Source organism: Oceanithermus desulfurans (assembly GCF_014201675.1).
GTDB lineage: Bacteria > Deinococcota > Deinococci > Deinococcales > Marinithermaceae > Oceanithermus > Oceanithermus desulfurans.
The window spans coordinates 251720-267417 of the sequence record NZ_JACHEZ010000003.1 but is presented as its reverse complement, the minus strand read 5'-3'; the positions used below and the strand labels follow the sequence as shown (position 1 = coordinate 267417).

20 protein-coding genes are annotated in these 15698 nt (G+C 70.8%); 13 read left to right on the top strand and 7 right to left on the bottom strand.

Annotated features, from left to right (window positions below; translation table 11 throughout):
* Positions 1-32: 32 nt before the first annotated feature.
* Entirely contained in the window at positions 33-1676 is a 1644-nt protein-coding gene (locus HNQ05_RS05440; protein WP_147146529.1) for a formate--tetrahydrofolate ligase, read from the bottom strand.
* Positions 1677-1769: 93 nt separating this feature from the next.
* On the opposite strand from HNQ05_RS05440, the gene HNQ05_RS05435 reads away from it, so the two are divergent.
* Together HNQ05_RS05435 and HNQ05_RS05430 are read left to right on the top strand one after the other, a co-directional pair.
* A complete protein-coding gene (locus tag HNQ05_RS05435; protein WP_147146532.1) occupies positions 1770-3056 on the top strand; it encodes a MiaB/RimO family radical SAM methylthiotransferase in 1287 nt (428 codons plus the stop codon).
* Entirely contained in the window at positions 3053-3382 is a 330-nt protein-coding gene (locus tag HNQ05_RS05430) for an HIT domain-containing protein (protein WP_147146534.1), read from the top strand. The genes HNQ05_RS05435 and HNQ05_RS05430 overlap by 4 nt, the downstream gene beginning before the upstream one ends.
* 10 nt (positions 3383-3392) lie before the next feature.
* Here the strand turns inward: HNQ05_RS05430 and HNQ05_RS05425 are convergent, their stop codons facing one another.
* Entirely contained in the window at positions 3393-3824 is a 432-nt protein-coding gene (locus tag HNQ05_RS05425; RefSeq protein ID WP_147146536.1) for a bifunctional nuclease family protein, read from the bottom strand.
* Positions 3825-3860: 36 nt separating this feature from the next.
* Between HNQ05_RS05425 and HNQ05_RS05420 the strand changes: the two genes are divergently transcribed.
* A complete protein-coding gene (locus HNQ05_RS05420) occupies positions 3861-4403 on the top strand; it encodes a phosphoribosyltransferase family protein (RefSeq protein ID WP_147146538.1) in 543 nt (180 codons plus the stop codon).
* Positions 4404-4417: 14 nt separating this feature from the next.
* Positions 4418-4945: a phosphoribosyltransferase family protein gene (locus HNQ05_RS05415; protein WP_183677649.1), complete on the top strand. Its 528-nt coding sequence runs from the start codon at positions 4418-4420 to the stop codon at positions 4943-4945.
* On the opposite strand, the gene HNQ05_RS05410 is transcribed toward HNQ05_RS05415, so the two are convergent.
* Positions 4942-5601 carry an ABC transporter ATP-binding protein gene (locus tag HNQ05_RS05410; protein WP_147146542.1) on the bottom strand — a complete coding sequence of 220 codons (660 nt, stop codon included), beginning with the start codon at positions 5599-5601 and terminating at the stop codon, positions 4942-4944. The genes HNQ05_RS05415 and HNQ05_RS05410 overlap by 4 nt on opposite strands.
* Positions 5602-5657: 56 nt before the next feature.
* Here HNQ05_RS05410 and HNQ05_RS05405 point away from each other — a divergent pair, with 56 nt between their 5' ends.
* The 7 genes from HNQ05_RS05405 to HNQ05_RS05375 all read left to right on the top strand — a co-directional run bounded on the left by HNQ05_RS05405 (position 5658) and on the right by HNQ05_RS05375 (position 10889).
* Positions 5658-6347 carry a Crp/Fnr family transcriptional regulator gene (locus HNQ05_RS05405; RefSeq protein WP_147146544.1) on the top strand — a complete coding sequence of 230 codons (690 nt, stop codon included), beginning with the start codon at positions 5658-5660 and terminating at the stop codon, positions 6345-6347.
* A gap of 3 nt (positions 6348-6350) precedes the next feature.
* Positions 6351-7007 (top strand): ribulose-phosphate 3-epimerase, encoded by a 657-nt coding sequence (gene rpe, locus HNQ05_RS05400; RefSeq protein ID WP_147146546.1) that lies wholly within the window; start codon positions 6351-6353, stop codon positions 7005-7007.
* The gene (locus tag HNQ05_RS05395; protein ID WP_147146548.1) at positions 6991-7728 is read left to right on the top strand and encodes a 2-phosphosulfolactate phosphatase; all 738 of its coding nucleotides are present in this window, start codon (positions 6991-6993) and stop codon (positions 7726-7728) included. The genes rpe and HNQ05_RS05395 overlap by 17 nt, the downstream gene beginning before the upstream one ends.
* Positions 7725-8444, top strand: coding sequence for a phosphorylase family protein (locus HNQ05_RS05390; protein WP_147146550.1), 720 nt, complete (start codon positions 7725-7727; stop codon positions 8442-8444). Before HNQ05_RS05395 ends, HNQ05_RS05390 begins: the two co-directional genes overlap by 4 nt.
* 2 nt (positions 8445-8446) lie before the next feature.
* A complete protein-coding gene (locus HNQ05_RS05385) occupies positions 8447-9280 on the top strand; it encodes an enoyl-CoA hydratase/isomerase family protein (protein ID WP_147146552.1) in 834 nt (277 codons plus the stop codon).
* Between the two features lie 65 nt (positions 9281-9345).
* Positions 9346-10230: a phosphohydrolase gene (locus HNQ05_RS05380; RefSeq protein ID WP_147146554.1), complete on the top strand. Its 885-nt coding sequence runs from the start codon at positions 9346-9348 to the stop codon at positions 10228-10230.
* Positions 10227-10889 carry a TerC family protein gene (locus HNQ05_RS05375; protein ID WP_147146556.1) on the top strand — a complete coding sequence of 221 codons (663 nt, stop codon included), beginning with the start codon at positions 10227-10229 and terminating at the stop codon, positions 10887-10889. The genes HNQ05_RS05380 and HNQ05_RS05375 overlap by 4 nt, the downstream gene beginning before the upstream one ends.
* Here HNQ05_RS05375 and HNQ05_RS05370 read toward each other — a convergent pair.
* Complete coding sequence (locus HNQ05_RS05370) at positions 10886-11578, bottom strand: Crp/Fnr family transcriptional regulator (protein WP_147146558.1); 693 nt, start codon at positions 11576-11578, stop codon at positions 10886-10888. The two genes, HNQ05_RS05375 and HNQ05_RS05370, sit on opposite strands and share 4 nt — an antisense overlap.
* 54 nt (positions 11579-11632) lie before the next feature.
* On the opposite strand from HNQ05_RS05370, the gene HNQ05_RS05365 reads away from it, so the two are divergent.
* Positions 11633-12271: a phosphoribosyltransferase gene (locus HNQ05_RS05365; protein ID WP_147146560.1), complete on the top strand. Its 639-nt coding sequence runs from the start codon at positions 11633-11635 to the stop codon at positions 12269-12271.
* 4 nt (positions 12272-12275) lie between these two features.
* On the top strand, positions 12276-12650 hold the full coding sequence (locus HNQ05_RS05360; protein WP_147146562.1) for a cupin domain-containing protein: 375 nt from the start codon (positions 12276-12278) through the stop codon (positions 12648-12650).
* A 13-nt stretch (positions 12651-12663) separates the two neighbouring features.
* Here the strand turns inward: HNQ05_RS05360 and HNQ05_RS05355 are convergent, their stop codons facing one another.
* From HNQ05_RS05355 to HNQ05_RS05345, 3 genes are read right to left on the bottom strand one after another with little or no spacing between them, the layout of a single operon-like run.
* On the bottom strand, positions 12664-13623 hold the full coding sequence (locus HNQ05_RS05355; RefSeq protein WP_147146564.1) for an ABC transporter permease: 960 nt from the start codon (positions 13621-13623) through the stop codon (positions 12664-12666).
* Positions 13607-14542: an ABC transporter ATP-binding protein gene (locus HNQ05_RS05350; RefSeq protein ID WP_183677639.1), complete on the bottom strand. Its 936-nt coding sequence runs from the start codon at positions 14540-14542 to the stop codon at positions 13607-13609. The genes HNQ05_RS05355 and HNQ05_RS05350 overlap by 17 nt, the downstream gene beginning before the upstream one ends.
* Positions 14542-15690 (bottom strand): COG1470 family protein, encoded by a 1149-nt coding sequence (locus HNQ05_RS05345; protein ID WP_147146568.1) that lies wholly within the window; start codon positions 15688-15690, stop codon positions 14542-14544. The genes HNQ05_RS05350 and HNQ05_RS05345 overlap by 1 nt, the downstream gene beginning before the upstream one ends.
* Between the last annotated feature and the right edge of the window lie 8 nt (positions 15691-15698).

The following is a 15698-nucleotide window of genomic DNA, read 5'->3' as shown; positions in this document are numbered from 1 at the left end:
TACGGGTCCCCGCGCCTCCTGGGGGTTTCGCGTTAGAACAGCCCGACGATCCGGCCGTCCTCGGTCACGTCCACCCGCTCGGCGGCGGGCGTCTTGGGCAGGCCGGGCATCGTCATCACGTCGCCCATGTAGACCACCACGAAGCCCGCACCGCAGCGGGCCTTGAGGTCGGTCACGGTGACGGTGAAGTCGCCGGGGCGGCCGCGCAGCTTGGGGTCGTCGGAGAGGCTTGCGGGCGTCTTGGCCATGACGACGGGCAACCGGTCGCAGCCGTCGCGCTGGATGCGGCGCAGGGCGTTGCGGGCCTTCTTGGTGTAGCTGACGCCGGCGGCGCCGTAGACCTCGGTGGCGATGCGGCGGATCTTCTCCCCCAGGTCTTCGTCGGGGTCGTAGAGCGGCTGCAGCTGGCCGGGCGTCTCCAGCGCGGCCAGCACCTCCTCGGCCAGCGCCCGGCCGCCCTCGCCCCCCTTGGCCCAGACCTCGGCCACGGCGAAACGCAGGCGGTATTCGCGAGCGAAGGCGCGCACCAGCTCGATTTCCTCCTCGGTGTCGCTTTCGAAGTGGTTGAGGGCGATCACCGGGTCGAAGCCGTGCTGGCGGATGTTGCCCGCGTGCTGGGCAAGGTTGGCAAGCCCCTGCCGGACGGCCTCGGGGTTGGGCGTGTGGTAGTCGTCGGCGCCGCCGTGGTAGCGCAGCGCCCGGATGGTGGCGACGAGGACCACCGCCTCGGGCGCGAAGCCGGCGGCGCGGCTGACCACGTTGAAGAACTTCTCGGCGCCGAGGTCGGAGCCGAAGCCGGCCTCGGTGACCACGTAGTCGGCGTAGCCCAGGGCCATCTCGGTGGCCCGCACCGAGTTGGTGCCGTGGGCGATGTTGGCGAAGGGGCCCATGTGCACGAAGGCGGGCTGGCCTTCGAGCGTCTGTACCAGGTTGGGCTTGAGCGCCTGGACCAGCAGGGCGGTCATCGCGCCGTGGGCCTTGAGCTGGCGGGCGTAGACGGGCTTGCGGTCGAAGGTGTAGCCGACGCGGATCCTGCCCAGGCGCTCCTTGAGCTCGGGCACGGTGCGGGCCAGGGCCATGACGGCCATGACCTCGGAGGCCACGGTGATCTCGAACCCCGACTCGGCGGGCACGCCGTTTATGGGCCCACCCAGCCCGGTGACCACGTGACGCAGGGCGCGGTCGTTCATGTCGAGGACGCGTTTGTACTCGACGCGGCGCGGTTCGATGCCCAGGGCGTTGCCTTGGTGGATGTGGTTGTCGACCATCGCCGCCAGCAGGTTGACCGCGCTGGTGACGGCGTGGAAGTCGCCGGTGAAGTGGAGGTTGATCTCCTCCATGGGGAGCACCTGGCTGTAGCCGCCGCCGGTGGCGCCGCCCTTGACGCCGAAGACCGGCCCCAGGCTGGGCTCGCGCAGCGCCACCGCGGCCTTCTTGCCGAGCCGGCCGAGGCCCTGGGTGAGGCCGATGGAGACGGTGGTCTTGCCCTCGCCTGCGGGGGTGGGGGTGAGGGCGGTGACGAGGATGAGCCGCCCTCGCTTGGGGGGCGGCTCGCCTTCGACCTTGGCCATGTAGGGGCCGTAGTGGAAGAGCTTGTCCTCGGGAATGCCGATGGCGCCGGCGATCTCGCGGATCGGGTGCAGGGTCGCCTTCTGGGCGATGTCGAGGTCGGTCATGACTCCAGCTTAATCCCTGGATATGCAGGCAACCGTCCCGCTATGCAACCGGGCGCCTTGACGGGGGTTGGTGCGACGGACAGAATGGTACGGATGCGGATCGCGGTGCGCACCCTGGGGTGCAAGGTCAACCAGGTGGAGTCGGACGCGCTGGTGGGGATGCTGGCGGCGCTCGAGCCCGAGGTGGTCGAGCTCGAGCAGGGCGCCGACCTGGTGGTGATCAACACCTGCAGCGTGACCACGACGGCCGAGTCCACCGCCCGCAAGGAGATTCGCCGGGCCCGCCGCGCCAACCCCGACGCCTTCGTGGTCGTGACCGGCTGCTACGCCGAACTCGCGCCCGAGCAGATCGCCGAGCTGGGGGCCGACGCGGTGGTGCCCAACCGCAGCAAGGCCGAGCTGCCCCGGGTCATCCTCGAGCGTTTCGGGCTGCCCGCCGACCCCGTCACCACCCCGCCCAGCGAGTTCTGGGGCGCGGGCGAGCGGGGGCTTTTCACCGACCGGGTGCGGGCCTTCCTCAAGATCCAGGACGGCTGCAACGCCGGCTGTGCCTACTGCATCATCCCGCGCACCCGCGGCCGCGAGCGCCACCGCGACTGGCGCAGCGTGGTCGAGGAGGCCGAGGCTCTGGCGGCGGCCGGCTACCGCGAGCTCGTGCTCACCGGGGTGCGGCTGGGTTCGTACGCCGGGCACCCACGCGGGGTGGCGGGGCTGCTCGAGGAGCTGGTTGGGGTGGGCGTGCCGCTGCGGCTCAGCTCGATCGAGCCGGAGGACACCGGCCCCGAGCTGCTCGAGGTGATCGGCCTGCACGCCCCCTTCGTCCGCCCCCACCTGCACCTGAGCCTGCAGACGGGGGCCGATCGGCTGCTCGCGCTGATGGGCCGGCGCTACGCCGCCGCCGACTACCGCGACCTGGTCGCCCGTGCCCGGGCGCGCATCCCCGGCTTCGCCCTCACCACCGACGTGATCGCCGGCCTGCCCACCGAGACCGAGGACGAGCACCGCGCCACCCTCGCCTTCCTGCGCGAGGTGCACCCGAGCCGGGTGCACGTCTTCACCTACACCCCCAGGCCGGGCACCCGCGCCGCCCGCCTGCCCCAGGTGCCCCACGCCGAGCGCAAGCGCCGCGCCCATGAGCTGATCGCCCTGGCCGCCCAGCTCGCCGAGGCGCGGGTGCGGCCGCTTTTGGGCCGGCGCACCACGGTGCTCGTCGAACGGGTGCGCTCGGGTGTGGGGTACGGTCACACCCCCGACTACTACGAGGTCGAGCTCACCGGCGAGGGGCTCGTCGCGGGTCGGGAGGCCGAGGTCGTGGTGGAGGGCGTCGAGGGCTACACGCTGCGGGCCCGCACGGCGCGGCCGGTAGACTTGAAGGTATGAGCGACTGCGTCTTCTGCCGCATCATCGCCGGGGAGCTGCCCGCCGACATCGTCTACGAAGACGAGCAGTTCGTGGCCTTCCGCGATATCCGCCCCAAGGCCAAGGTGCACGTGCTGGTGGTGCCGCGCGAGCACGTACCCAAGCTTTCCGACTACCCCGACGACGAGGAGGGCGAGCGCAAGCTGGGCGCGCTCTTCCGCACCGTCAACCGCGTGGCCACCCGGGCGCTGGGGCTCGAGCACTACAAGATCCAGGCCCACGTGGGCGAGCGCGGCGGGCAGGAGGTCTTCCACGTGCACGTGCACGTGATGAGCAACGCGGTCTAGTTCGTCGGGATCAGGCTTCCGGCGTGGGGCCGTGGGGCTCGAAGTTGGCCTCGTCGATCTTCCCCTCCGCCAGCACCTTCTCGTCCACGAGAATCTCGGCGCCGGTGCGCACGGCCAGCGCCATGGCGTCGGAAGGGCGGGCGTCGATCTCGTACTCGATGCCGCGGTGGTCGACGACCAGACGGGCGAAGTAGGTGCCGTCCTTCAGCTCGGTGATCTCGACGCGCTTGAGTTGGCCGCCCAGCATCTCGAGCACCGACAGCAGCAGGTCCGGCGTCAGCGGTCTGGGGGGTTTTTCGCCGGCCAGGGCGACCGCGATGTTCTGGGCCTCGAGCGGTCCGATCCAGATGGGGAGGAGCTCGCCCGTCTCGGCGCGCAGCAGCGCGACCACGTTTCCGCTCTGGGCCTCGACCCCCAGGTTTTCTAGTTTTGCCTTAACCATGGCCTTATTATAGCTCTCTGGGTGTACACTAAAGCCATGAAGAGCTATCCCATCGAGATCGGCGGGGTGAAGCGCGAACTGCCCGTGGTGCAGGTAGGCGACGGCGTGGCCGTCGCCCTGCTCAACCTGCTAGGGGACACCGAGCTGACCGAGGCGGTGGCCGAGGAGATGGCGAAACGGCTGCCGCAGCAGGTCGAGGTGCTCGTCACCCCCGAGGTCAAGGCGGTTCCCCTGGCCCACGCGCTGTCCCGCCGGACCGGCCTGCCGTACATCGTCGCGCGCAAGACCGCCAAACCCTACATGATCCACCCGGTCACCCGCGAGGTGCTCTCCATCACCACCGGCAAGCCGCAGCTGCTGGTGCTCGACGGCGCGGACATCGCCAAGATCAAGGGCAAGAAGGTGGCCATCGTGGACGACGTGGTCTCGACCGGCAGCACCCTCAAGGGGCTGCGCGAACTGATCGAGAGCGTCGGCGGCGAGGTGGCCGCGGTGATGGCCGTCTTCACCGAGGGCACCCCCCGCGACGACGTCATCGCCTTAGGCCATCTGCCTCTGTTCAGCCCCGAGGAGGCCTGAGGAGCATGGTGACCATGGACACCTACCCCATCCAGATCGGCGGCGTGACCCGGCACGTTCCGCTGCACGAGCCCTTTCCGGGCGTACGCATTCCGCTCGTCGACTTCCTGGGCGACATCGAGTTCGTCCGCGCGGTGATGGGGGAGCTCGTGCCCAAGATGCCGGACGACGCCGACCTGATCGTCACCGTCGAGACCTCTTCGATCCCGCTGGCCCACGAGCTGGCCGCGGCGCGCGACCTCAACTACATCGTGGTGCGCAAGCGCCGCCGCCCCTACATGATCGACCCCATCATCCAGGAGGTCGAGTCGCTCACCCTGGGGGCCGGCGAGGTCCTCTGGCTCGACCGCCGCTACACCGAGCGCATCCTCAACAAGAACGTCGTCCTGGTCATGGACGTGGTGGCTTCGGGGGGGACGATGCGTGCGCTCGAGCGCGTGGTGCACCGCGCCGGGGGCAAGGTGGCCGCGCGCATGGCTGGCTTCCATCAGGGCAACGGCGCCGAAGGCATCCTCACCGCCGGCGAGCTGCCCCTGCTCTAGCCGCCCACCAGGCGGCCGTCTTCGATCCGCCAGGCCGGCAGCCCCTGCACCAGGGCTTCGTCGTGGGTCGCCAGCAGCACGGCGGCCCCGTTTTCCCCGGCCAGCTCGAGCAGCAGATCCTTGACCCTGCGGGCGTTGGCGCGGTCGAGGGCTCCGGTGGGCTCGTCGGCCAGGACGACGCGCGGCCGCGGGTAGAGGGCCCGGGCCACGGCCACCCGCTGCCGCTCCCCGCCCGAGAGGGTGTCGGGCCGCTGGTGGGCGTGCGCCGCCAGCCCGACCCGTTCGATCAGGCGCCGGGCCCACCCGGGGTCGGGCCGGCCGGCGATCATGCCCGGCACCAGGACGTTTTCCAGCGCGGTGAGCTCGTCGAGCAGGTAGTGGTGCTGGAAGACCAGGCCCACCCGCTCCCGCCGCAGCCGCGCCAGCTCCTCCTCGCTGCGCCGCCCGACCTCGACCTCGCCCCACCACAGCCGCCCCGACGGCAGGGGCAGGATGCCCGCGAGCAGGTGCACCAGCGTCGTCTTGCCGGAGCCGCTGGGTCCCAGCACCGCCCGCACCGCGCCCGGCTCCAGTTCCAGGTCGAGGTCCCGGAAAAGCTCGAGCTCGCCGTAGCGAAAGGTCAGCCCCTCGGCCTTGAGCGCCCACACGTCCTCCATCCTACCCACAAACCGGGGTAGGCCCGGCGGCCTGATTTCGTATAGATTATGGGGTAATGAAGCTCGACGTGTCCGACATCATCAGCCGCTCCCCCTTGTTCGAGGGCGTGCCGCCCGAAGGCTACGAGATCGCCGAGCAGGCCTTCCGCACCATCTCGCTGCGCCCCCGGCAGACCGTCTTCGAGGCCGGGGACCCCGGGCACGCGCTCTACCTGATCCGTTCCGGCAAGGTCAAGATCTCGCACCGCAACCTGGACGGCCGCGAGAAGGTGCTCGCCTACCTGAACCCCGGCGAGATCTTCGGCGAGATGAGCCTGGTGGACGACGAGCCCCGTTCGGCCACGGCCACGGCCGTCGAGGACACGGTCATCCACGCCCTCTACCTGGAGGAGTACTGGGGGCTGGTGCGGCGGTTCCCGCAGGTGGCCCACAACCTGGCGCGCATCATCGCCCGCCGCCTGCGCGAGATGAACCACGAGGTCGAGGTGCTCACCTTCGAGGAGGCGCGCGGCAAGGTGGCCTACGCCCTGCTCAAGCTCTTCCGCCACCGATACGGCGAAGAGACCGCGCACGGGCGCAGCATGCCGCTCACCCACCGCGAGCTCGCCGACCTGGCGGGCACCAGCCGCGAGACGGCCACCCGCGTCCTCGGGCAATTCCAGGAGCTCGGCCTCGTCGCCTTCGGATCGCGCCTCATCGAGGTGCGGGATCCGGCAGGCCTCGAGAACGTGCTGTACGATTTGTAGCAAATGCCCCTTATCGCACCTTCCATCCTCTCCGCCGACTTCGCGCGTCTGGCGGACCAGGTCCGCGCGGCCGAGGCGGCCGGCGCCGACTGGATCCACGTCGACGTGATGGACGGGTGCTTCGTGCCCAACATCACGATGGGCTTCGTCGTCGTCGAGGCCCTGCGGCCGGTGACCCGCCTGCCCCTCGACGTCCACCTGATGATCGTCGAGCCCGAGCGCTACGTCGAACGCTTCGTCGCCGCCGGCGCCGACCTGGTGACCGTCCACGTCGAGGCGACCCCGCACGTTCACCGCACGCTGCAGCTGATCCGCTCCGCGGGCGCTAAGGCGGGGCTGGCCGTGAACCCCGCCACCCCGCTCGACTGGTTCGAGGACGTGCTGGGCGAGCTCGACCTGGCGCTTTTGATGAGCGTCAACCCCGGGTTCGGGGGGCAGCGCTTCATCCCCCGCAGCCTCGAGCGGCTCGAGCGTCTGTCCGCCCTGCGCGAGCGCCTCAACCCCGAGGTGCGGATCGAGGTGGACGGCGGCGTCGGGCCCGCCAACGCCGCCGAGCTGGTGCGGCGCGGGGCCGACGTGCTGGTCGCGGGCTCGGCCGTCTTCGGCGGCGGCGCGGTGGCCGAGAACCTGCGCGCGCTCCGCGATGCCGCGCAGGCTTAGCGCCGTCCTTTCGCCGGCCGAGGCGCTGCCGTCGGCGGTGACGGCCCTGGTGGTGGACGTGATCCGGGCCACCACGACCGCGGCCTTCCTGCTGGACGGGGGGGCGCGCGAGCTCGTGCTTACCGCGGAGGTCGCGCAGGCGCGGGCCGAGGCCCGCCAGCGCGGCGCGCTCCTCGCCGGCGAACGTGGCGGCCTGCCCCCGGAGGGCTTCGACCTCGGCAACAGCCCGCGCGAGGTCCACCCCGGCCGGGTGCGGGGGCGCACGGTGGTGATGACGACGACGAACGGCACCCGGGCGGCGGTGCGTGCGGCCGTGGCAGCGGAGCGGGTGGGGCTGGCGGCGCTGGTCAACGTCGGGGCGGCGGTGCGCTGGGCCGCCGCCCGCGGCGGCGACGTGGTGCTGGTGGCGGCGGGGCGCGAGGGGCGGGCGGCGCTCGACGACGCCTACGCCCTGGGGGCGCTGGTGGCGAGGTTCCGTGGGCTCGAGCCCGACGCCCGGCTCGACGACGGGGCCCGGCTGGCGCAGGCGCTCTTCCTGGCCCACCCCGACCCGCGCCCCTTACTCCAGTCCAGCGCCGCCGCGGCGGCGCTGGCGCAGGTCGGCCTCGCCGCCGACGTAGAGGTTTGCGCCCGGACCGACGCGCTCGCGGTGTTGCCCGAGCTCGCCGCCCGCGAGGGCGCGGCGCTGCGTTTCCGGCCCGTGTATCCTAAGGGCGTATGAGCCCACTGCACGTTCGCGCCAAGACCGGCGAGGTCGCCCCCTTCGTCCTCCTGCCCGGGGACCCCGGCCGGGCCGAGTACATCGCCGAGACCTTTCTCGAAGACGTCACCACCTACAACACCTACCGGTCCCTGCTCGGCTTCACCGGCCGTTACAAGGGGCTGCCGGTCAGCGTGCAGACCACCGGGATGGGATGCCCTTCGGCCTCGATCGTGGCCGAGGAGCTGGTGCAGCTCGGCGCCCGCGTGCTGGTGCGCGTCGGCACCAGCGGCGCGGTCGACCCCGCGCTGTCGGCGGCCGACCTGCTGGTGGTCCAGGGCGCGGTGCCGCTCGACGGCACCACCCGCCAGTACCTGGAAAACCGCCCCTACGCGCCGATTCCCAGTTGGCCGGTGCTGAAGGCGCTGGAGCGGGCGGCGGCCGCCTCGGGCGAGCCCTACCACGTGGGGCTGATCGCCACCGAGGACGCCTTCTACGCCACCAACCCCGAGAACGCGCGCGCCTGGCACCGCTTCGGCGTCATGGCCTTCGAGATGGAGGCCGCGGCGCTCTTCCTCGTCGCCAAGATGCGCGGCGTCCACGCCGGCGCGCTGCTGACGGTCTCGAACCAGATCGGCGACACCGAGTTCGTCGAGGAAAGCCTGCTGCAGCAGGGCGTGCACCGCATGATCGCGACGGCCCTGGAGGGGCTCGTCCTCCTGGAAGGAGAGGTGTAGGCATGGCACACGAACACGACCATTCGCACGAAGAGGTTCCCGCCTTCGCGCTCGAAGTGCCCGAGTTCGAGTTCCTGCGCTACGAGGTCGCCGAGGGGATCGCCTGGGTGACCTTCACCCGGCCCAAGGCGCTCAACGCCCTGGCGGCCGACGTGCTGCGCGAGATCGCCGAGGTGACCGAGGTCATCGCCGAGGACCCCGAGGTCAAGGTGGCCGTCTTCACCGGCGAGGGCAAGGCCTTCGTGGCCGGGGCCGACATCAGCGAGATCAACGCCCTCAAGGACGTCTTCATCGGCCGTGAGTTCGCCCTGGCGGGCCAGGAGGTCATGAACCACATCGCCGCGCTGCCGGTGCCCACGATCGCCGCGATCAACGGCTACGCGCTCGGGGGAGGGCTCGAGCTCGCGCTGGCCTGCGACCTGCGCGTGGCGGCGACGAAGGCCAAGCTGGGCCTGCCCGAGGTGGGCCTGGGCCTGATCCCGGGTTTTGGCGGCACCCAGCGGCTGCCCCGCCTGGTGGGCGTGGGGCGCGCCTTCGACCTCATCCTCACCGGCCGCCACGTCCCTGCGGAGGAGGCGCTTGCTCTCGGTCTGGTGAACCGCGTGGCCGACGACGCGGTGGCCGCGGCGCGGGAGCTGGCCCAGGCGATCATGAAGAACAGCCCGGTGGCGCTGGCGCTGGCCAAGGAGGCGGTGGCGCGCGGCGCCGACGTGCCCCTGCCCGAGGCGCTGGAGATCGAGGCCGACCTCTTCGGCATGACCGTCACCACCCACGACATGCGCGAGGGCACCGCGGCCTTCCTGGAAAAACGGGCGCCCGAGTTCAAGGGCGAGTAGTACGCGCCCGCGGAGAAAAAGCAGTACAATGAGCTTTCTGGGGCCGGTCCCCACGGAGGTCGCCATTGTCTGACCAGAGGGAACGCATCATCCACATCGCGAGCCCCAAGTCGCGGCTCTACGTCGAGGCGGATCAGTCGATCCGCAAGGGGCTCGAGCCCTACCCCAGGGCGCTCGCCGCCTACGAGATGCTTTCCAAGGACCCGGAGGCGCGCGGCCACTGGGACATGGCCAACTACATCACCATGCACAAGCTGGGGTACAACGACCACGGCCGCGTGCACGCGCTGCTCACCGGGGCCGCCTCGGTGGCCATCCTGCAACTGCTCGTCGACGCCGGGGTGCGCCCCGACACCGTCGAGTCGGGCGTCGGCGATCTCGAGGACGCCTTCGTCGTCGTCATCCTCTCCACGATGCTGCACGACATCGGCAACCAGGTGCACCGGGAGCACCACGAGGCCTTCGGCGTCACCCTGGCGCTGCCGATCCTGAACCGTATCCTCGGCGAGCTCTACCCCAAGCCCGAGCAGCGCATCGAGCTGCGGGCGCTGATGCTGCACTCGATCTACAGCCACGACCTGCACCCCGAGCCGCTGACCATCGAGGCGGGCGTTACCGCGGTGGCCGACGGCACCGACATCACCAAGGGGCGGGGGCGCAAGGCCTTCAGCCTGGGCTCGATCGACATCCACTCGATCTCGGCGCTCGCGGTGGACGAGGTGATCATCATGCGCGGCGACGCGATCCCCATCGAGATCCGGGTGCGCATGAACAACGCCGCCGGCATCTTCCAGGTAGAGGAGACCCTGACCAAGAAGGTGCTTCGGAGCCCGATCCGCGACTACGTCACCGTGGTGGCCACCTCCGACACCAACAACGACCACGACCACCGCATCATCCAACGGGTTCGCCTGCACGACCGCGAAGACCGTTTCGTGCTCGAGGAATGACCCCCGAAGCCACCCTCCTGGGCCTGTTCAGCATCGTCCTGATCGACCTGGTGCTGTCGGGCGACAACGCGGTGGTGATCGGCATGGCCGTGCGCGACCTGCCGGGCCGCCTGCGGCGCCGGGCCATCCTGATGGGCACGCTCGGCGCCATCGGCCTGCGCGTCACCTTCACCATCCTGGCGGCGCTGCTGCTCTCCGTGCCCTTCCTGCGCGCTCTGGGCGGGGTGGTGCTGTTCTGGATCGCGGCCAAGCTGCTGGGCGGCGAGGACGAGGAGGCGCGGGTGGGCAGCGCGGCCTCGTTCTGGCAGGCGGTGACGTTGATCATCGTCGCCGACTTCACCCTGAGCCTCGACAACGTGCTGGCGGTGGCCGGTGCGGCGGGGGGGCACCTGGGGCTGCTGGTCTTCGGCTTGATGCTCTCGATCCCCATCCTGATGCTGGGCTCCGCCGCGATCGCGCAGCTGCTCAACCGCTGGCCCTGGCTGAGCCTCCTGGGCTCCCTCGTCATCGTCTGGGCCGGAGCGCAGCTCATCTCCCACGACCCGCGGGTGCACGCGTGGCTGGCCTGGCCGATCTGGGCCTGGTTCGCCCTGGGGCTGGCGACGATGGTGGGCCTGCGGGGGCTCAACCGCTGGCAGGCCCGGCGCACCGCCCCCTAGCTTTCCCAGAGCAGGTCTTCGATCATGCGTTCCAGGGGCTCGAGGCGGACGCGGTAGCGCCCGCGGGTGCCCTCCACCAGCCCCAGGTCGCGCAGCTGCCCCAGGGTGTGGGTGATCGTCACCCGGGTGCTTCCCGACATGGCGGCGAGGTCTTCCTGCCGCAGCTCGCTCTCGATGCGCACCCAACCCTCGGGCTCCTCCTTGCCGAAGCGGCGCGCGGTCCAGGTGAGCACGCGGCCGAGGCGGACGATCACCGGCGCGGTGGCCGATTCGATCTGGTCCTCCAGGTGCGAGAGGTGCGCCGCCAGGCTGCCCGCGAGGCTGAGGGTCACGCGGGGCAGCTCCCGCGCCACCTGGACGAACTGTTCGCGGTTGATGGGGCAGGTGACCACCCCGTCGGAGGTGCAGACGGCGTCGGCCTTGTAGACGGCGCCGTCTTCCAGGAACTCGGCGCCCAGAATGTCTCCGGGGCCGGCGAGGTGGAGGATGCGCTCCCGACCTGAGGGCCCGTGGCGGACGATCTTGAGCATGCCGTCGAGTACGACGGTCAGTTCGTCGCAGGCGTCGCCGCTCATGAAGACGGCCTCGTCCTTGCGGTAGCTGCGGGGCGGGCAGATCTGGCCCAGCCGCATCTTCTCCTCTTCGCTGAGCCGTTCGAGGAACCCGGCCCGGGGGATGAACCACGACATACGGCCTCCTTCGTACCTTCAGCCTAAGCGTTGGGAGTACAATAAACGTGAGCCATGTCGGTATTGTTCTTCGAGGACCGGACGGAAGCCGCGGGACTGCTGGCCGAGGCGCTGCGCCCGCTGCAGCTGCAGACGCCCGTGGTGCTGGGCATTCCCCGCGGCGGGGTGGTGCTGGCCGACGTGCTGGCGCGGGAGCTGGGGGGCACGATGGACGTGGTCCTGGCCCGCAAGATCGGGGCGCCGGGCAACCCCGAATACGCGCTCGGGGCCGTGGGGGAGGACGGCCAGGTCTTCCTGCAGCCCTACGCCGCGCGCATCGCCGACGAGGGCTACCTCAAGGCCGAGATCGGCCGCCAGATGCAGGTGATCCGTGAGCGCCGCCGGCGCTACCGGGCCGTGCGCCCCAAGGAGCCGCTTTCGGGCCGCGACGTGGTGCTCACCGACGACGGCATCGCCACCGGCAGCACCATGGAGGCCGCCCTCACCGCGGTGCTGGCCGAGGAGCCCGCGCGCGTGGTGGTGGCCGTGCCCGTGGGCCCGCCGGAGGCGGTGGAGCGTCTGCGCCGCCGCGCCGAGGTGGTGGCGCTCAGCACCCCGCCCGACTTCGTCGCCGTGGGGGCCTACTACCGGCGCTTTCCCCAGGTGAGCGACGAAGACGTGGTGCGGCTGCTCTCCGCCTGGGCGGTAGAATAGCGCCATGGAGATCCAGGCGCTCGTGCGCCCCGCCGAAGGGGCGCCAAAGAAACCGGTGGCCAAGGGGAAGGGGGCCTTCCTGCAGGTGCTCGTCGGCCCCGAAGACGGCGCGCCCAACTTCATCCTGCGGCGTTTCACGCTCGAGCCCGGCGGCCGCATCCCCGCGCACCGTCACCCGACGATCGAGCACGAGCAGTTCGTGCTCAGGGGCCGGATGACGATCGGGCTGGACGGCGAGGAGCGCGAGGTCGTCGCCGGCGACGCCGTCTTCATTCCCGCGGGGGTGGCCCACTGGTACGAGAACCGCTCGGACGCGGCCGTCGAGTTCCTCTGCGTGATTCCCAAGACCAAGGAATACGAGACCGAGTGGCTGGCCTAGGGGGACGTGCCCCCTAGGCCCGAATCTCGGTCCGCTGGAAGAAGACGTAGGCGAGGGTGAAGAAGAGGACGCTCGCCGCCACGAGCCCGGCGAACTGCGGCCAGACGAGGAGCAGCGACTGGCCCAGCGGAAGCGGCGTGCCGAGGACCATGCCTTCGAGCTGCGCCGGGAGCACGGGGCCGAGCGAGCGCACCTCCGGCCGCAGCAGCGCCAGGGTGGCCTCGGCGTAGAGGGTGTTGGGCGCGACGCGGGCGAGCATCAGCTCGGTCTGCGCCCGGCGGTAGAGCTCCTCCGGGAAGCCGTAGTGCACCGGGCTCAGCAGCGGCGCGAGCAAGCCCGCAACCATCCCCCAGAAGACGGTGAAGAAGAGCCAGAGGCCGATCGCGGCCAGGGCGCTGGTGGTGGGGCTCTTGAAGACCGTCGAGAAGAAGAGGGCCACCGCGAGCCAGACGCCGCCGTAGGCCAGGGTCGCCGCCAGGTAGAGGAGGCTGCGGGCCACCTCCTCGCCCGAGGGGGCGAGGCCGGTCAGCAGGATGCCCAGCCCCGTGATCAGCAGCCAGGTCGCCAGCAGCACCAACGCCAGCGTCGCGAGCCCCGCCAGGTACTTGCCGAAGAGGAGGGCGTCGCGGTAGATCGGCTGGGCCAGCACCCGCCCCAGGGTGCGGCGCTGGTGCTCGCCGTTGACCGCGTCGAAGCCCAGCGCGATGGCCAGGAGCGGCACCAGAAAGCCGGCGAAGGCCACGAACGAGGGGAGGGGATCCTTGGCCGTGGTGAAGAGGCGCAGGAAGAGGAAGACGTCCTCGCCGACGGTGGACTTGATCGTCTGGATGGCGGCGTAGATCGTCCCGGCCGCGGTCAGCACGATCAGGAGCTCGAGCAGCCGCATGCGGGCCCCCGAAAGCTGGTCCGCGAACTCCTTTAAAAAAACCGGGCCCAGACCGGCGAAGGCCGAACCCTCACGCCGCGTCGCCATGGGGCACCTCCTCGAAGTAGGCGCGGTAGACTTCGTCGAGATCGGGCTCTTCCAGATCCAGCCGCAGCAGCCGGCCGCCCCGCTGCACCACGGTGCGGGCGGCGTCGTCGCGCAGGTCGCGTTCGGCCTCCAGCAGGTAGCGCGCGCCGTCGCGCCGCACCCGCCGCACCCCGGGCAGGCCGGCGAGTGCGGACTCGAGGTCCTCGCCCTCGGCCTCCAGGTGAACGCGGTAGGCGCCGCCCAGCACCTGGCGGGCCAGCTCCGGAACGCTGCCGACGAGCGCCATGCGGCCCTTGCGGAAGAGGCCGACGCGGTCGGTAACCGCCTGCACCTGATGGAGCAGGTGCGAGGAGAGCAGCACCGTCAATCCCCGGTCCCCCAGCGACCGGATCAGGCCGAGGAACTCGTGCGCGGCCTGGGGGTCGAGGCCCAGGGTGGGTTCGTCGAGGATGACCAGCTGGGGTTCCTTCAGCAGTACGTCGGCGAGGCCGAGCCGCTGCTTCATTCCCCGGGAGTAGGTGCGCACCGGGCGGTCGGCGGCGTCGGTCAGGCCCATCGACGCGAGCGCCTCCTCGATGCGCGTTTCCACGCTGCGGCCGCGCAACCCGCACAGCGCCGCGGTGTAGCGCAGGTTCTCCCGCCCCGACAGCTCGTCGTAGAACCCCACGGTGTCGGGCAGGTAGCCGACCCGCCGCTTGACCGAGAGCGGTTCGCGCACGGGGTCGTAGCCCAGCACCCGCACCCGGCCCGACGTCGGCTCGGTGAGGCCCAGGAGCATCAGGATCGTCGTCGTCTTTCCCGACCCGTTGGGCCCCAGCAGCCCGAAGACCTCGCCCTCTTCGACGCTCAGGTCAAGCCCGTCGACCGCGACCAGGTCGCCGTAGCGCTTGCTGAGGGCTTGGGTTTCGATGGCCGTCATCATCGCCTTCCGAAGCGCGCCACCGCCAGCGCCAGGACCCCCAGGGCCACCGCGATCAGGCCGACGCCCACGACGCCCCAGACCGTCGAGGTCAGCACCGTGATGCGGAAGTCGGCGTTTTCGGGGGTGCCGTTCTTCGGGCGCGCGGTGAGGGTGACCATGTAGTCGCCGGCAATGGCCTTGGACGAGGGCTTGATCTTGACCGTGACCTCGGCCTGTTCCCCGGCGGGGATGCTGTCGATGCGCTTGGGTTCAAAGCTCAGCTCCCAGCCGGAGGGTTCGTAGGAAGAGAACTCCACCTGCTTGGCCTCGGCGCTGCCCCGGTTCTTGACGACGATCTTCATGGGCGAGGTGCGTCCGGCGTAGGCACGGCCCGAAAGGCGCCCGTCGGGGGTGGTGAGGCTCAGCTCGGGCCTGCCGGTGATCACGGCGGTCAGCTCCAACCCCGCTTTGGCGGCCCCGCTCCTCGCGGCCACGTCGATCCTGTACTCGCCCGCCTGCACCCGCGGGGGCGGGCTTACCTCGATATCGATGTTCTTGGTCTCGCCCGCCTTGATGGGCAGGGTGGTGACTTCCTGCCCCGAGAACTGCGGTTTGAACACGACCTCGAAGCCCTGGGGGGCGTCGGCTTCGAGGCCGACGAGGAGGTCTTGATCCGACTCGTTCTTGAGGGTGGCCCGGTAGCGGAAGGTGGTTTTGGGGGTGCCCTTGAGCACCGGCAGCTCCACTTCGAGCCGCAGCGAAGGCGGCAGCACCTTGCCCACGGTGAGGGTGAGGGGGAGACGGGCGCGGGCGCCGGTTCCCTCGGCGAGCACGGTCATGCTGTAGCGGCCCTCCCCGACCCCCTTGGGCACCTCGACGCGGAGGGTGAGGTTCTGCGTGGCGTCGGGCGCCAGAAAGGCGGCCTCGACCACGCGGCCGCTGCCCAGGAAGGCGACGGTCCAGTCCGCGGGCGCGCCCTCGACGCGCAAGCGCGTGAGCTGGGGTGGAAGGCCGTAGTTTCTAAGCGTCAGGGGAAGGTTGACCACCTCGCCCGCCTTGACGGTGAGCGCGGGGTAGGGGGTGGAGAGCACGAGTCCCTTGTAGGTGGTCTGCCCTTGAGCGAACGCTACGGCCAACGCCAACAAGAAGCCTGCGAGTCTCCGCATCGTTCACC

Excerpts from the sequence above, each read along its gene's own strand:
- HNQ05_RS05375 (WP_147146556.1), top strand. The coding sequence starts at position 10,227 with ATGACCCCCGAAGCCACCCTCCTGGGCCTGTTCAGCATCGTCCTGATC.
- HNQ05_RS05355 (WP_147146564.1), bottom strand. The coding sequence starts at position 13,623 with ATGGCGACGCGGCGTGAGGGTTCGGCCTTCGCCGGTCTGGGCCCGGTT.
- HNQ05_RS05405 (WP_147146544.1), top strand. The coding sequence starts at position 5,658 with ATGAAGCTCGACGTGTCCGACATCATCAGCCGCTCCCCCTTGTTCGAG.
- HNQ05_RS05420 (WP_147146538.1), top strand. The coding sequence starts at position 3,861 with ATGAAGAGCTATCCCATCGAGATCGGCGGGGTGAAGCGCGAACTGCCC.
- HNQ05_RS05440 (WP_147146529.1), bottom strand. The coding sequence starts at position 1,676 with ATGACCGACCTCGACATCGCCCAGAAGGCGACCCTGCACCCGATCCGC.
- HNQ05_RS05360 (WP_147146562.1), top strand. The coding sequence starts at position 12,276 with ATGGAGATCCAGGCGCTCGTGCGCCCCGCCGAAGGGGCGCCAAAGAAA.
- rpe (WP_147146546.1), top strand. The coding sequence starts at position 6,351 with ATGCCCCTTATCGCACCTTCCATCCTCTCCGCCGACTTCGCGCGTCTG.
- HNQ05_RS05350 (WP_183677639.1), bottom strand. The coding sequence starts at position 14,542 with ATGACGGCCATCGAAACCCAAGCCCTCAGCAAGCGCTACGGCGACCTG.
- HNQ05_RS05410 (WP_147146542.1), bottom strand. The coding sequence starts at position 5,601 with ATGGAGGACGTGTGGGCGCTCAAGGCCGAGGGGCTGACCTTTCGCTAC.
- HNQ05_RS05430 (WP_147146534.1), top strand. The coding sequence starts at position 3,053 with ATGAGCGACTGCGTCTTCTGCCGCATCATCGCCGGGGAGCTGCCCGCC.
- HNQ05_RS05365 (WP_147146560.1), top strand. The coding sequence starts at position 11,633 with ATGTCGGTATTGTTCTTCGAGGACCGGACGGAAGCCGCGGGACTGCTG.
- HNQ05_RS05435 (WP_147146532.1), top strand. The coding sequence starts at position 1,770 with ATGCGGATCGCGGTGCGCACCCTGGGGTGCAAGGTCAACCAGGTGGAG.
- HNQ05_RS05370 (WP_147146558.1), bottom strand. The coding sequence starts at position 11,578 with ATGTCGTGGTTCATCCCCCGGGCCGGGTTCCTCGAACGGCTCAGCGAA.
- HNQ05_RS05390 (WP_147146550.1), top strand. The coding sequence starts at position 7,725 with ATGAGCCCACTGCACGTTCGCGCCAAGACCGGCGAGGTCGCCCCCTTC.
- HNQ05_RS05385 (WP_147146552.1), top strand. The coding sequence starts at position 8,447 with ATGGCACACGAACACGACCATTCGCACGAAGAGGTTCCCGCCTTCGCG.
- HNQ05_RS05415 (WP_183677649.1), top strand. The coding sequence starts at position 4,418 with ATGGACACCTACCCCATCCAGATCGGCGGCGTGACCCGGCACGTTCCG.
- HNQ05_RS05425 (WP_147146536.1), bottom strand. The coding sequence starts at position 3,824 with ATGGTTAAGGCAAAACTAGAAAACCTGGGGGTCGAGGCCCAGAGCGGA.
- HNQ05_RS05345 (WP_147146568.1), bottom strand. The coding sequence starts at position 15,690 with ATGCGGAGACTCGCAGGCTTCTTGTTGGCGTTGGCCGTAGCGTTCGCT.
- HNQ05_RS05395 (WP_147146548.1), top strand. The coding sequence starts at position 6,991 with ATGCCGCGCAGGCTTAGCGCCGTCCTTTCGCCGGCCGAGGCGCTGCCG.